The sequence below is a fragment of the Pseudomonas sp. TE6288 genome (assembly GCF_054062095.1).
The window spans coordinates 151,706-164,816 of record NZ_JBSSEW010000004.1 but is presented as its reverse complement, the minus strand read 5'-3'; the positions used below and the strand labels follow the sequence as shown (position 1 = coordinate 164,816).

Sequence of the window (13,111 nt, the reverse complement as noted above, 5' to 3'; positions counted from 1 at the left end):
TCCGCCTCAGTTGCTGCCGCGTCGGTTCAGGCGCAGCGAACCGGGTGGTGGTTCGTTGAGCACCGCCCAGAACATGCCCAGGTCGGAGATGGCGGTGACGAACTCCTTGAACTCCACAGGCTTGACCACATAGGCATTGACCCCGAGCTCATAGGCCCGGCTCAGGTCCGGCCCCTCGCGCGAGGACGTCAGCATGACGATGGGGATGCTGCGCAACTCGGCGGTTTCGCGCACTACCTTGAGGACTTCCAGGCCATCGACCTTGGGCAGCTTCAGGTCCAGCAGCATCACCGCCGGATTGCCGCCGTCGCGTCCGGCAAAGGCGTTGCGCCGCAGCAGGTAGTCCAGCGCATCGGCGCCGTCGCGCACGACGACCACCTCGTTGGCCAGCTGGCTGCGCTCAAGGGCGAGCAGGGTCAGCTCGAGGTCTCTGGGGTTGTCTTCGACCAGCAGGATAGGTTTGAGCATGATGTCCGGCCTCAGGCAGACTTTGGGTTTAGTGGCAGGGTGAAGTGGAAGCTGGCGCCCTGGTTGATGCGGCCCTCGGCCCACACCCGCCCATCGTGGCGCTCGATAATGCGGCGCACGCTGGCCAGGCCGATCCCGGTGCCTTCGAACTCTTCCATACGGTGCAGGCGCTGGAACACGCCGAACAGCTTGTCGACATAGGCCATGTCGAAGCCCACGCCATTGTCGCGCACATAGAACTCGAGTTCGTGCCGGTGACGCACCGCGCCGATCTCGATGCGCGCGGGGGCGCGGCCGCGGGTGTACTTGATGGCATTGGCGATCAGGTTGTGCAGGACCATGTTGATGAAGGCCGGGTCGGCGATTACCTTGGGCAGGTCGGCGATTTCCCAGACGATGTCACGCCCCGCGTAGTCCGGCGCCAGCTCCGAGCGGATGGTGTCGGCCAGGGTATTGAGGTCGACGTCGGACAGGCGCAGCGCCGAACGGCCCATCTGCGAGAAGTTGAGCAGGTTGTCCACCAGGGTACCGGCGAATTGCGCGGCATCCTCGATATGGCTGAGGAAGCGCTTGCCGCGTTCGGAGAGCTGCTCTCCCTCTATTTCGCCGAGCAGTTCACTGTAGCCGGCGATGTGCCGCAGCGGAGCACGCAGGTCGTGGGACACGCTGTAGGAAAACGCTTCGAGTTCCTTGTTCGAGCGCTTCAGCTCGCCGGCCAGCTGTGCCAGTTCCTCGGCCTTGCGCAAGACGATGCCGAGCACCGCGCCGCGCAACTCCATCACGCCTTCGATGATCAGCGGGTGCCAAGGCGCGCTGATGCCGCGCACTTCCTGCTGCCAGCGCTCGAAGCTGTGCCGTGGGTTGAGATTGCCCTGCGGACCGACAGACTTCTCCGGTCGGCCCGCCCAGTTCACCGTATGGGCCTGCTCGGGCCGGAACCATACAAGATAGTGCGAATGAATCTGCGAGATCGCGACTGCCAGCACCCCGGCGGCATGCCGGGCCAATTCAGGCAGTTCATCGATGTCACGCTGTACGTTGTCGGTGTGGAACACCGCCTGGCCGTCACGCCGCGCCAGCCAGTGCGCCAGGGCATTGACCAGCGACGCTGGCGGGGTGGCGCCGATCAGGTCGCAGCGCTCGGCGCTGATGATCGCCGCCCCCGAGGCTCCGGCGAACTGCAGCATCACCTCGGGCTGGGCGAGCAGGCCATCGCTGACACTGTCATGGTCGGCCATCGAGCCGAGCATGCGCACGATGCGCTGGCGCAAGTCGAGCAGCTGGCGTGTGCTGTCGTGGGACTCGATGGCCTCGATCTGCAACGACAGCACATTGGCCAGCAGTTCGCAGGCGGTGCGGGTCTGGAAATCCACCGGCCTAGGCTGGTCATGGTGGCAGGACACCAGGCCCCATAGCTGGTCATCGACCACGATGGACAACGACATCGACGCCAGTGTGCCCATGTTGCGCATGTACTGCAGGTGCACCGGCGACACACTGCGCAGCGAGGCGAAGCTCATGTCCAGAGCCTTGCCGGTACGCGGATTGCTGGCCGGCACCAGGGGCGAGGGTTGGTAGTTGGCGTCTTCGATCACCCGGATGCGGTTGATCCGGTACAGCTCGCGGGCCTGGCGCGGGATGTCCGAAGCGGGGAAGCACAGCCCCAGGTAGCTCGGGTAGCCGGGGTCGGCATCCTCGGCCAGGACCGTGCCGGTGCCCTCGCTGTCGAAGCGGTAGGCCTTGACCCGGCCGAAGCCGGTGATGCGTTTGATCTGGCGTACTGATTGCAGCAGCAACTCGTCGATGCTGCTGACCTGGTGCAGGGTGCTGACGAAGGCGCGGACCAGCGGGTAGTAGTTGTCCTTTTCGCCACCCTGCGCAGCACTGCGGTGGGGTTCCAGTTCGAGGATCAGCACCTGGTCGTGACGGTGTGCCAGGACCCGCAGCGGCGCTTGCCAGGGCGCACCATGGTGCAGGTGTGTATCGCCGATGTGAAACGGGAAGATTTCGTCGTCGGGCAGGTTGGCCAGGCGGGTGCGCAGGTCGAAGCTGGTGCTGACCAGCTCGGCGAAGGCTTGGCCCGCCAGCGCGCGGGCAGGTACGCCCAGCCAACGCTCGGTATTCTCGCTGGCCTGGAGAATACGCAGGTCGGTCTCGTCCAGCACCAACAGGAAACCCTGTGGCTGAATACTGCCCGGAACCTGGATCGGTTCCTGGGCACAGCGCTCGATGGCCTGCTCGAGCGAGGTCGGTTCGGTCGTCACGGGACTCTCCTGTAGGGTCCGTCCACGCATGGCGCATGCGTATTGCACAGGATGTTGTTGGTGAACGGTATCAGAATGCCGGCCGCTTTGCCGGGATCTGATTGTTTTGAAAGGCGCCAGGCGCTGGGGTTTCGTTATCAGGCGAGAAAATTCAATCGTGTCACGTTTGTCAGGCCCGCAATGAACTGCACAGCCCCAGCCCCCGCCATTTTCATTAATGCCAAAGAGGGGTAGGGCTTGCCCGGCCCGGATCCAATCGCGCTGCTACGCTCAAGTTCAACCTATACAGGAAGGATTGTCAGGTGACGGAGCGCTTTGTGGCCATGCTGTTGGGCCTGTGGTTGAGTGGCAACGCCATGGCAGCGGATTTTGTCGTTGAAGTGCAGGTGCGCGTGCAGCGCGGGTGCATGCTGGTCAACCAGCAGCGCGATGCCGGCCCGCAGGCGCTGGGGCGCATCGACCTGGGCAGCGCGGCGCGCCTGGATGGCCCTGGTGCGCCGTTGAGTGGCGCTCTGCTGGCCCAGCGCCCGCCGCGGTTGGAGTGCAACCCCGATACCCCGTACCAGGTACGTGTCGATGGCGGCCAGCACGGCGGCATCGGCGAACTGCGCTACCTGGCGAGCCGTGATGTCCAGGCCCGGCCGATTCCCTATCGTCTCTACCGCGACGCCGCCTGGCGCCAGCCGTTGGCGGTGGACGCTGCGCAATCGGCGCGGGTGCCGGACAGCGGTTCGGCGCAGCTTCCCCTCTACGCACGGATCGACAAGCTGGCCTGGGTACCCCGCGCCGGCCTGTATACCGACCTGCTCAAAGTCACGGTCACCTGGTAGGGAGGCTTCATGCTCATGGAAGTGTTGCACCGTGGATCGATCCTGCTGCTGACCCTCGGCCCGTTGCTGCTGCCCACTGGCGCGGCCCACGGCACCACCACCGGCTTCATCCAGGCGCGCCTGGTGATCAGCGCCGCCTGTCAGATCAGCAGCGACCCGCAACCGGCCACCCTGGGCAACCCGGGGTTGATGGACTTCGGTGCGCGGGGGCCGACCTGGGACCAGCCTTTGACCAGCCGGGTCGACGAGGCCGGCGGCGAGGGCAGCCTGCAGATCAGCTGTTCGCCCCAGGTGCGCGCTTTCAGCGTGCGCATCAACGGTGGCCAGAACGGCAGCGACGGCGTGCGCCGCCTGAGCAATGGCCGCGAGCTCATTCCCTACCAACTGGCCATCGACCCGGGCGGCAACAGCCGCTACGGCATCGGCCAGGCTCGTACCTTCACCATCAGCAGTACCCAGCAAGTGCCCGTGCCCATCTACGGCGTAGTGGTCGCGCAACCGCGCGCGCTGCCCGCCGGGCTGTATCGCGACACCCTCAGGGTGACCCTGGACTGGTAACACGCAAGGAGATTCCGATGCCCAAGCACCTCACCCGCTGCATGCTCGCCGGCCTTGGCCTCGCCCTGGCGGCCCAGGCCCAGGCCGCCACCGTGACCGGCACCATCAGCTCGACCCTGACCCTGACCGCCGCCTGCCAGGTCAATGGCAGCGGCGGCACCTCCGGGCTGAACTTCGGCAGCCTCAACTTTGGCACCCAGGATTCGCTGTTCACCACCGCCAATGGCCAGGTGCTCGGCGGCGGAGGCGGGGCCATGAGTATTCTCTGCTCGGCAGGCACGGTGCCGACGATCAAGGTGCGTGCCGGCGCCCATGACTCGCAGTCCGCCGGGGGGACCCGGGCCTTGGCCGATGGCGCGGGCAATTTCGTGCCCTACGACTTCTACACCGACGCCGGACACACCCAACTGCTGGCGATCGACGGCACCATTACCCTGCCGACCAGTACCGGCGTGGCGCAGACCGTCAACCTGTATGGCCAGGCCCGGGGTAAAGCCGGCCTGCCGGCCGGGGTGTACACCGACACGGTGGCGGTCGAGCTGAGTTTCTGAGCCATGCCAGGCACTGCGCGGCTGGTCGCGGTCGGCGTGTGCCTGACGTTGACCCCGGGTGCCCACGCGGTCACCACCAGCACCTTCCAGGTGACGGCGCAGATCGTCGCGGGCTGTCTGGTTGTGGGCGGCGTGACGGCCTATGGCGTGCTCGATTACGGCACCAGCTCGGCACTGTCCACGGCCACCCTGAGCACCTCGCTCGGCGGCAGCACGGTGACGTTCCAGTGCACCCCCGGCGTGGTCCTGAGCATGAGCCTGGACGGTGGCCAGAACAGCGCCAGCGGCACGCGCAACCTCAAGCGTTCGGGCGGTACGCAATTGCTGGCCTATCAGCTTTACCGCGACGCCGGTTTCAGCCAGAGCCTGGGCATCGGCAGCAGCGTGGCGGTGAGCTACAGCGACCCGACCGCGATCAAGCTGCCGGTCTATGGCCGTACCACCCTGACCGGCACCTTGCCGGCGGGGACCTACACCGATGTCGTGCAAGTGACGGTGACCTGGTGAAAGGCCACCGCGGATAACAGAAAAGGAGAGGGGCATGGGGGCAGGCGCGAAATGGGCGCGAGGAATCATCGGGGTGCTGCTGTTGGCCAGCGCACCGGCCTTCGCGGCCACCTCGGTGCTGATCTGGCCGATCGACCCAGTGCTGGAGGCCGACCAGAAGGCCGGCGCGCTGTGGCTGGAAAACCGTGGCTCGGCGCCGACCAGCCTGCAGGTGCGGGTGTTCGCCTGGCGCCAGGGCGAGTACCAGGAGCAGTTCCAGGCCCAGCGCGAGATCATCGGCAGCCCGCCGGTGGCCAACATTGCGCCGGGGCAGAAACAACTGATCCGCCTGACCCGCACCGGCGGTTCGCCCGCAGGTCAGGAGCAGGCGTACCGCATCATCATCGATGAGATCCCGTCGCCGCTGCCGACCGATGCCGCCAGTGAAGGGCCGAAGGCAGCGATCCGTTTGCAGATGCGCTACTCGGTGCCGCTGTTCGTCTACGGCGAGGGGCTGTGGGGCAAACCCGACCCAGCGGGCAAGCGCAGCGTCGAAGGCGTGGGCAAGCCGCAGTTGAGCTGGCGCGCGGTGACAGTGCAGGGCAAACCCTATGTCGAGCTGCGCAACACGGGGCCTGTGCATGCGCGGCTGACCGACGTGGTGCTGCAGCAAGCCGGTCAGGACAGGCCATTGGTCGAAGGGCTGCTCGGTTATGTGTTGCCCGGCGCCAGCATGCGCTGGCCGGCACCGGCCACGCCGGGCGCCGCCAGCGTGCTGAAAGGGCGAGTCAACGGCCAGGAGGTGGCACAGGCCATCAAACAGGGGCAATGAGCCGCGCTTGAACGGATCACAGGGGCCAGGGAGGACCCGGCAATGGTTGGAAATCGTGTGTGAGCTGGGTGCGGGTGGCAACGCACCGGTTGTGGCTGGGCCTGGCGGTGCTGGGGCCCGGCCTGGCCGTGGCCGACGAGCTGCCGCCGCCGCCCTCGGAGCATGCCGCCATCGCCGACGCCACGCTGTACCTCGACCTGCTGGTGAACCAGGTGGCCAAGGCTGAGCTGGTGCCGGTGCAGCAGCGCGCCGGGCGCCTGTACCTGGCCAGCGAGGTGCTGCGCGAGGCGGGCGTCAGGCTGCCGGGAGAGCCTCAGGGCGAGGTGGCCCTGGACGACATCTCCGGCCTGCACAGCGACTACGACAGCCAGAACCAGCGCCTGCTGCTGCAGGTGCCGCCGGCCTGGCTACCCGACCAGCAGGTCGGTGAGCGCAACCTGTACCCGGCCAGCGACGCGCGCAGCAGCTTCGGCGCCTTGCTCAACTACGACGCCTACCTCAACGACACCGATGAGGGCGGCAGCTACCTGGCCGCCTGGAACGAGCTGCGCCTGTTCGACGACTGGGGCACCTTTTCCACCACCGGGCAATGGCGCCAGTCGTTCAATGGTGCCCAGGCCCAGGGCCGCCAGGGCTTCCTGCGCTACGACACCACCTTCCGCTACACCGACGAGCAGCGCCTGCTCACTTATGAGGCCGGCGACCTGGTGACCGGCGCGCTGCCCTGGACCACCTCGGTGCGCGTGGGCGGGCTGCAACTGTCCCGCGACTTCGGCGCCCGTCCCGACCTGGTCACCTACCCGCTGCCGGCCTTTGCCGGCGAAGCCGCTGTGCCGACCTCGCTGGACCTGTTCATCAACGGCTACAAGAGCAGCAGTACCGAATTGCAGCCTGGCCCCTACACCCTGACCAACGTGCCGTTCATCAACGGCGCCGGCGAAGCGGTGGTGGTCACCACCGATGCCCTGGGCCGGCAGGTGTCGACCACCTTGCCGTTCTATGTCACCAGCAGCCTGCTGGCCAAGGGCCTGTCAGACTTCTCGGTGGCCGCCGGCAGCCTGCGCCGCGACTACGCCGTGCGCGATTTCGCCTATGGTCCGGGTGTGGCCTCGGCGACCCTGCGCCACGGTGTATCCGACTACTTCACCGTGGAAACCCATGCTGAGAGCGCCGAGTCGCTGATGCTCGGCGGCCTGGGCGGCAACCTGCGCCTGGGCACCTTCGGCGTGCTCAATGCGGCAGTGACCCAGAGCCGCTTTGAAGGCGATACAGGCCAGCAGCTGGCGCTGGGCTACCAGTACAACAGCCGGCGGATAGGCTTCAACTACCAGCGCGTGCAGCGCCATGGCGACTACGCCGACCTGTCGCGGGTCGACAGCCCCTACACGCGCCTGAGCCAGCGCAGCGAGCAGGCGACCCTGAGCCTCAACCTGGACAGCTACGGCAGCCTCGGCGCCGGTTACTTCGATGTGCGCGCCGGTGACGGCACGCGCACGCGGCTGATCAACCTCAGCTGGAGCAAGCCGCTGTGGCGCAACAGCAGCCTGTACCTGTCGGCCAACCGCGAGGTTGGTGACAGCCAGTGGGCGGTGCAGGCGCAACTGGTGATCCCCTTCGACCTGCGCGGCACCCTGGCCTTCAGCGCCGAGCGCAGCAAGGACGGTCAGGACCTGCAGCGGGTCAACTACAGCCAGGCGGTACCGGTGGGCGGTGGTGTGGGCTATAACCTGGGCTACGCCACCGGCGGCAACCGCGACGACTACCGCCAGGCCGACCTGACCTGGCGCCTGCAATCGGTGCAGTTGCAGGTGGGCGCCTACGGCAGCAGCGGCGAGATGACCCGCTGGGCCGACGCCAGCGGTTCGCTGGTGCTGATGGATGCGGGGCTGTTCGCCGCCAACCGCATCGACGACGCCTTTGTGGTGGTCAGTACCAGCGGCTACGCCGACGTGCCGGTGCGCTACGAGAACCAGCAGATCGGCCGCACCGATCGCAACGGCCATTTGTTGGTGCCCTACAGCAGCGGCTATTACCGCGGCAAATACGAGATCGACCCCATGGACCTGCCCGCCGATGTGCTGGCGCCGCAGGTGGAGCAGCGCGTGGCCGTGCGCCGTGGCAGCGGTTACCTGTTGGAGTTCCCGCTCAAGCGTGTCCTGGCGGCAAGCCTGGTGCTGGTCGACGGCAATCAGCGGGAGCTCAAGCTGGGCAGCCGGGTACGCCACCGGGAAAGCGGCGGCGAGGCGGTGGTGGGCTGGGACGGGCTGGTCTACCTGGAGAACCTGGCGCCGCACAACCGCCTGCAGGTGGACAAGGCCGATGGCGGGCAGTGCCAGGTGGCGTTCGACCTGCCTGAAGGGGAGGGGCCGATCCCGTTGATCGGTCCGCTGGTGTGCCAGTGAATGTTCGACGGCACGGCCTGCTGTTTGGCCTGTTGCTGGCGCCATGCCCGGCCTGGGCACTGTGTTCGTCGGTGGCCACCACGCCAGCGGCGTTCGGCACTGTCAACTCGACGCTGGTACGTACCACCGTGCAGACTGCCTCGACCACCAATTCCGGCTTGCAGTGCACCGGCTCGCTGCTCAGCCTGCTGTCCAGCAATGACCACTTCTACGCAACCATCACGCCCGCCTCCGGTGGCCTGGTCGGCCCGACCGGCGATGTCATCAACTACACCCTGTATGCCGACAACAGTGTCAACTACCCGATCACCCGGGGCGTTGCCTTCGACGTTGCCCGCAATGGCATCATCGACTTGCTGGGCCTGCTCAATGGTCCGACGCCCAAGGCGGTACCGATTTATCTGCGTACACAGATCGGCAGCAATGTCGCCGCGGGCCTGTACCAGGAGACGCTGACCGTTGCCTGGAGCTGGAACTACTGCTCGGGCATTGGCATCGGCAATATCTGCCTGGGGCGCGATATCGGCAGTGGCAGCAAGACCCTGAACGTCAGCCTGACGGTAAGCAACGACTGCCAGATCACCACGCCCAACATCAGCTTCGCCAGCGCACCGGTGGTGGCCGGGTTCGGCACGGTGAACCAGAGCCTGAGCGTGTCGTGCACCAAGGGCAGCAACTACACGGTCGGGTTGGACGACGGGCAGAACGTCTCGGGCGGACGGCGGCGGATGAAATCCAGTGCCAACAACTACCTGGCCTACGATATCTTCAAGAGCGCAGGCGTGGTGCGCTGGGGCTCGGTGGGCGCGGCGCGGCGTTCGAGCAGCGATGCCGAGGTGAACCCCGGGGCGGGGACCGGCACGGGCAGCCAGGTGTTCAACTACAACGCCAAGGTGTACACCGACCAGGCCACGCCGCCGGCGGCGACCTATACCGACAGCGTGATTCTGGATGTGCAGTTTTGAGTGACGGCGTTGCTCAGCGCAGGTCGCCAACCATCTTCAGCAACGTCTCAAGCACCGCCCCGGCCAGCGCCTTGGAGCGCTCACCCGACCAGCCGGTGCGCGGGTTCGGCGCATCGTCGTGGTCCTTGAACGGCATCTCCAGGGTCAGCGACAGACAGTCATGGGTCTGCCCCACGGCATTGCATGCCAGGGTCATGTTGGCCTGGCCTGGTTCGTCGCGGGTATAGCCATACTTCACCTGGAAGTCTGGGGTCAGGCTGCACAGGGTACTGCGGAACTGCTCTTCCAGCTTGGCGATGCGTGGCGTATAGCCGGGGTTGCCCTCGCAGGCCGCGGTGAACACATGGGGGATCTCCTCGTCGCCATGGGCATCGATGAACGCGTCCACGCCATGCAGCTTCATCTGGCTCTGGGCGAAGAACACCTCGGGGCTCAACTCGACGCTGGCGTCCTGCCAGGCGCGGTTGAGGTCCTTGCCCTTGAAGTTGGTGCGCAGGTGGCCGAGGAAGGCGCCATCCGGGTTCATGTTGGGGATCAGGTACAGGTCGGCCTTGGCCAGCAGTTGCTGGATGACCGAGGCGTTGGCTTCGAGGGCGTCGATCACACCTTCCATGAACCACTCGGCCATGTGCTCGCCCGGGTGCTGCTGGGCGATGAGCCACAGCTTGCGCTTGCCGGCCGCGCCGTTGCCTGCGCGTAGCAGCGGGATATCCCGACCTTGCACGCTGCGCCCGCTGGCCAGCAGCTTGACGCCGCGGATCTGCTTGGCGCGCTCGATCAGCTGGTTGTGGCGGGCGCGGGGGTAGGGCTCGAAGTAGGCGAACCAGGCTTGTGGCTGTTCGGCCTTGAAGTCGAAGCTCAGGGCCTTGCCGTCGAACTGGCTGGGCACACGGAACCAGGTCTGCTGGTCGTAGGAGGCCACGGCGTGGTAGCCGGTCCAGGCGTGCTTGTAGGAGGACTGGTGGGCGTTGTCCAGGCTGAAGCGATGGACCTGGCTCGGAGTCAGGCCGCTGGCCTTGAAATGGAACCACTGGAAGTGGTCGCTGTGGCTGTCCTTGCGGATGTTCAGGTGGACGTGCGCAGGGTTGCTGGCGTCCAGGACCAGGATGTTGCCGGAGTCGAAATCGCAGTCGATGTGCAGCGGGGAGAGCGTCACGGTCATTGCCAGCCTCCTGTTGGCGTTGTTGTGACCGTACTCTACACCGCCTGGTGGCGCGGGTGCGCAGGTTAATTGACGCAGTCGTGGATAAGTCCGCGCCTGCGAATCAGGCCAGCAGCCCCAGTGCCACAAGCGCAGCAACACCAAGCCCGACGGCAATCGAACAGCCACCTAGCGAAAGCGCCGCGCGTCCTTGCCGGTACCAGCCGTCATGGCCCAATTGCCGCGCCGGGGCGAGCAGGCTGCGCCAGCGCAGTTCGGTTTCGTGGAAGGCGCGCAGGTGGTCGGGGTTGGCATCCAGCCAGCGGCGGAAGTCGATGCGTTCGCTGGCGGTCACCTGCGGGCTCTGCAGGCGCACGTACCACTGGCCGGCAATGCTGGCCAGCGCGTCGCCGGGCGCGCGGGCGGTCTGCAGGGCCTGGTTCATGTGGCGCTCGATGCTGATCAGTGGCAGGTCCAGGCGCTCGGCGATGGCGGCGAAGCTCTGCTGGTCGAGGCGGTTGAGCAGGAAGACTTGCTGGACCCGGCGCGGCAAGCGCTTGAGTGCATGCAGCAGCGCGTCTTCAGCGTGCAGTTCGGCAGGGCGCGGGTCGTGCTCGAGGGGCAGCAGCAGGCGGGTCATGGACAGCTCCTTGCTCATAAGGAAAGGGGTGGGGGCATCTTCCTTGATGCCGAACCAGCTTAGGCTAAACGAGATTGATTCTCAAGTGCTGATTCCGCAAAGATTTGTAATGAGCATTCACGTGCTGACACACTTTTGCTATCATCGCGGCCATTAAACGATCTTCATTAGCCTGAAGAGCCAAAAAAAATGACCCGGCAAAAAGCCGGGTCAAAAACCGTGATTAGCCTGATGAGGAGATAATCTGAGCGTCCGACCTGAGGACGTTGCAGGTTATCCAGCGGGTCTCGCGACCTGCTGAGTGCAATAATAATCGTTATCATTTGCCAGTCAAATGATTTTTCAGCGATCGGCTAAAAAAATATTCCTGACGCACTCCTCGTCCCCGGCAATCGGGGCTTTTGCCGTTCGTCGGCTATCACGTTCTCCCTTCAGCTCGATGCCTTTTCCGTGGCGTGGCACTGCTCCAGCAGGGCGCGGGCCATATTGATCATGTGCATCAGCGCAAACACCACTTCCCGCGTCGTGCCCTGCAGATGGTTGCCGGTTTCCTGTGCCGTGGTGTGAGGAGGCGGTGGATTTGGCACTGTGAAGCGCTGTCTTTGGCATCCCCAGTAAACATGCGGGCTAGAGACGATTTTGAATGCCAAATAGCCTGCAAAAATGCGTAAGAATGAAGAAAATCCCCATTTTCCTTAGCGCAGCCTTTGGCACCGAAAAATAGCGCAAAATATTGATTTTTCTATGATTTATCAGAGTGCCAAATATCGCGTTGGTGCCAAATCCGGCGCCTGCTCACAGTTCTCCCCCTCAGATCGATGCCTTTTCCGTGGCGTGGCACTGCTCCAGCAGGGCGCGGGCCATGTTGATCATGTGCATCAGCGCAAACACCACTTCCCGTGTCGTGCCCTGCAGATGGTTGCCGGTTTCCTGTGCCGTGGCCGATGCGCAGCGCAGCAGTGCCATGGCGTGCTCGCTGGCCTGGGCGTCGCTGACGCCTTCGCGCAGGGTCCACAGTGAACGCTCCAGGTCGCGGGGCGTGGGGGTGGGGTTGAGGTAGAAATCGAGGGCGCGGCGGGCTGCTTCTTCGTCGAGATCTGTTTCTTCTTTTGTCGAATTGCTCATGACTGCTCCTGTGAAATCCCTTCGAGGACAATGAGCGTTGATGTTAGGTCAATTTGTATTATTTTTGAGTTCTGAGATAATTCAGAATGTGTATTGATGCCGTTCATCCAGTCCGTATTGTTCACTGCCATGGAAAACTGGATCGAATTTCTGTCGCGCTATCAGCGCGAGCACAACCTCAAGCAGCACCAACTGGCCGAACGCCTGGGCATGACCCAAGGCGGTGTCGGCCATTGGCTGCGTGGCACGCGCAGGCCCACCCTGGTGACAGTCAACGAGAAGCTGGAAAAGCTCGGGCTGGTGTACCTCGAAGCGCGGGTGATGGTGGTCGAGCGTGACGTTACGGTTCGCGAGACCAGGGGGGGCTATGCCGTGGAGCGGCCGCTTTCGGTCAATGCCTTGCGCCATGCCAGTTTCCGCTTTCCAGTGCTGAGCTGGACCGACCTGGACGGGCCTTTGCCGCAATCCTGTGAAGTTCATGAGCTGACCGATTACATGCCTGCGGGCAATGCGTTCTGGTTGCCGGTCGAGAACGATTCGATGAATGCCGCCAGCGGCAGGAGCGTGCCGCTGGGCATGCGGGTGCTGGTGGATGCGGGGATCGAGGTGACGCCGGGCAGGCTGGTGGTGGCTCGGCAGCCCGGTAAGTCGGCCGTGCTGCGTGAGTTGATCGAGGAGGGCGGGCAGCGCATGCTCAGGCCGCTCAATACCTTGTATCCGACGGTGCTGTGCGAGGAGGGGTGCGAGTTCCTTGGCGTTGTGGTGCGGATGCACGGGGTGCTCTAGGTTCGCGCGCACAGACCGTGTTGGGGCTGCGAGGTGCCAGGCGGGAGCCTTGCAGCGCTCTCG

At 65.1% G+C, this 13,111-nt stretch carries 13 protein-coding genes and 1 pseudogene; 8 read left to right on the top strand and 6 right to left on the bottom strand.

Features of this window, described 5'->3' with window-relative positions:
- Positions 1-6 precede the first annotated feature (6 nt).
- Together ACVWY1_RS05540 and ACVWY1_RS05535 are read right to left on the bottom strand one after the other, a co-directional pair.
- A complete protein-coding gene (locus ACVWY1_RS05540; RefSeq protein ID WP_102684529.1) occupies positions 7-468 on the bottom strand; it encodes a response regulator in 462 nt (153 codons plus the stop codon).
- Between the two features lie 11 nt (positions 469-479).
- Positions 480-2,762 carry an ATP-binding protein gene (locus ACVWY1_RS05535; protein ID WP_457377903.1) on the bottom strand — a complete coding sequence of 761 codons (2,283 nt, stop codon included), beginning with the start codon at positions 2,760-2,762 and terminating at the stop codon, positions 480-482.
- Between the two features lie 272 nt (positions 2,763-3,034).
- Between ACVWY1_RS05535 and ACVWY1_RS05530 the strand changes: the two genes are divergently transcribed.
- From ACVWY1_RS05530 to ACVWY1_RS05500, 7 genes are all read left to right on the top strand, one after another.
- Positions 3,035-3,562: a Csu type fimbrial protein gene (locus ACVWY1_RS05530; RefSeq protein WP_102684531.1), complete on the top strand. Its 528-nt coding sequence runs from the start codon at positions 3,035-3,037 to the stop codon at positions 3,560-3,562.
- A gap of 24 nt (positions 3,563-3,586) precedes the next feature.
- Entirely contained in the window at positions 3,587-4,120 is a 534-nt protein-coding gene (locus ACVWY1_RS05525; RefSeq protein ID WP_102684541.1) for a Csu type fimbrial protein, read from the top strand.
- Between the two features lie 17 nt (positions 4,121-4,137).
- A complete protein-coding gene (locus ACVWY1_RS05520; RefSeq protein WP_111532996.1) occupies positions 4,138-4,671 on the top strand; it encodes a Csu type fimbrial protein in 534 nt (177 codons plus the stop codon).
- 3 nt (positions 4,672-4,674) lie between these two features.
- Positions 4,675-5,178: a Csu type fimbrial protein gene (locus ACVWY1_RS05515; protein ID WP_457377902.1), complete on the top strand. Its 504-nt coding sequence runs from the start codon at positions 4,675-4,677 to the stop codon at positions 5,176-5,178.
- Positions 5,179-5,212: 34 nt separating this feature from the next.
- On the top strand, positions 5,213-5,989 hold the full coding sequence (locus tag ACVWY1_RS05510) for a fimbrial biogenesis chaperone (RefSeq protein WP_277503362.1): 777 nt from the start codon (positions 5,213-5,215) through the stop codon (positions 5,987-5,989).
- A gap of 68 nt (positions 5,990-6,057) precedes the next feature.
- Complete coding sequence (locus ACVWY1_RS05505) at positions 6,058-8,391, top strand: fimbria/pilus outer membrane usher protein (protein WP_277505583.1); 2,334 nt, start codon at positions 6,058-6,060, stop codon at positions 8,389-8,391.
- Positions 8,388-9,356, top strand: coding sequence for a Csu type fimbrial protein (locus tag ACVWY1_RS05500; protein ID WP_277503363.1), 969 nt, complete (start codon positions 8,388-8,390; stop codon positions 9,354-9,356). Before ACVWY1_RS05505 ends, ACVWY1_RS05500 begins: the two co-directional genes overlap by 4 nt.
- A 13-nt stretch (positions 9,357-9,369) precedes the next feature.
- Here the strand turns inward: ACVWY1_RS05500 and ACVWY1_RS05495 are convergent, their stop codons facing one another.
- The 4 genes and pseudogenes from ACVWY1_RS05495 to ACVWY1_RS05480 all read right to left on the bottom strand — a co-directional run bounded on the left by ACVWY1_RS05495 (position 9,370) and on the right by ACVWY1_RS05480 (position 12,262).
- A complete protein-coding gene (locus tag ACVWY1_RS05495; RefSeq protein WP_277503364.1) occupies positions 9,370-10,518 on the bottom strand; it encodes a M14 family metallopeptidase in 1,149 nt (382 codons plus the stop codon).
- Positions 10,519-10,621: 103 nt separating this feature from the next.
- Entirely contained in the window at positions 10,622-11,137 is a 516-nt protein-coding gene (locus ACVWY1_RS05490) for a DUF4880 domain-containing protein (protein ID WP_457377901.1), read from the bottom strand.
- 431 nt (positions 11,138-11,568) lie between these two features.
- Positions 11,569-11,697 (bottom strand): annotated as a pseudogene (locus ACVWY1_RS05485) (DUF6124 family protein); the annotation flags it as partial.
- Between the two features lie 250 nt (positions 11,698-11,947).
- Positions 11,948-12,262, bottom strand: coding sequence for a DUF6124 family protein (locus ACVWY1_RS05480; RefSeq protein ID WP_110698643.1), 315 nt, complete (start codon positions 12,260-12,262; stop codon positions 11,948-11,950).
- Positions 12,263-12,391: 129 nt separating this feature from the next.
- Here ACVWY1_RS05480 and ACVWY1_RS05475 point away from each other — a divergent pair, with 129 nt between their 5' ends.
- The gene (locus ACVWY1_RS05475) at positions 12,392-13,048 is read left to right on the top strand and encodes a LexA family protein (protein WP_457377970.1); all 657 of its coding nucleotides are present in this window, start codon (positions 12,392-12,394) and stop codon (positions 13,046-13,048) included.
- Positions 13,049-13,111 lie beyond the last annotated feature (63 nt).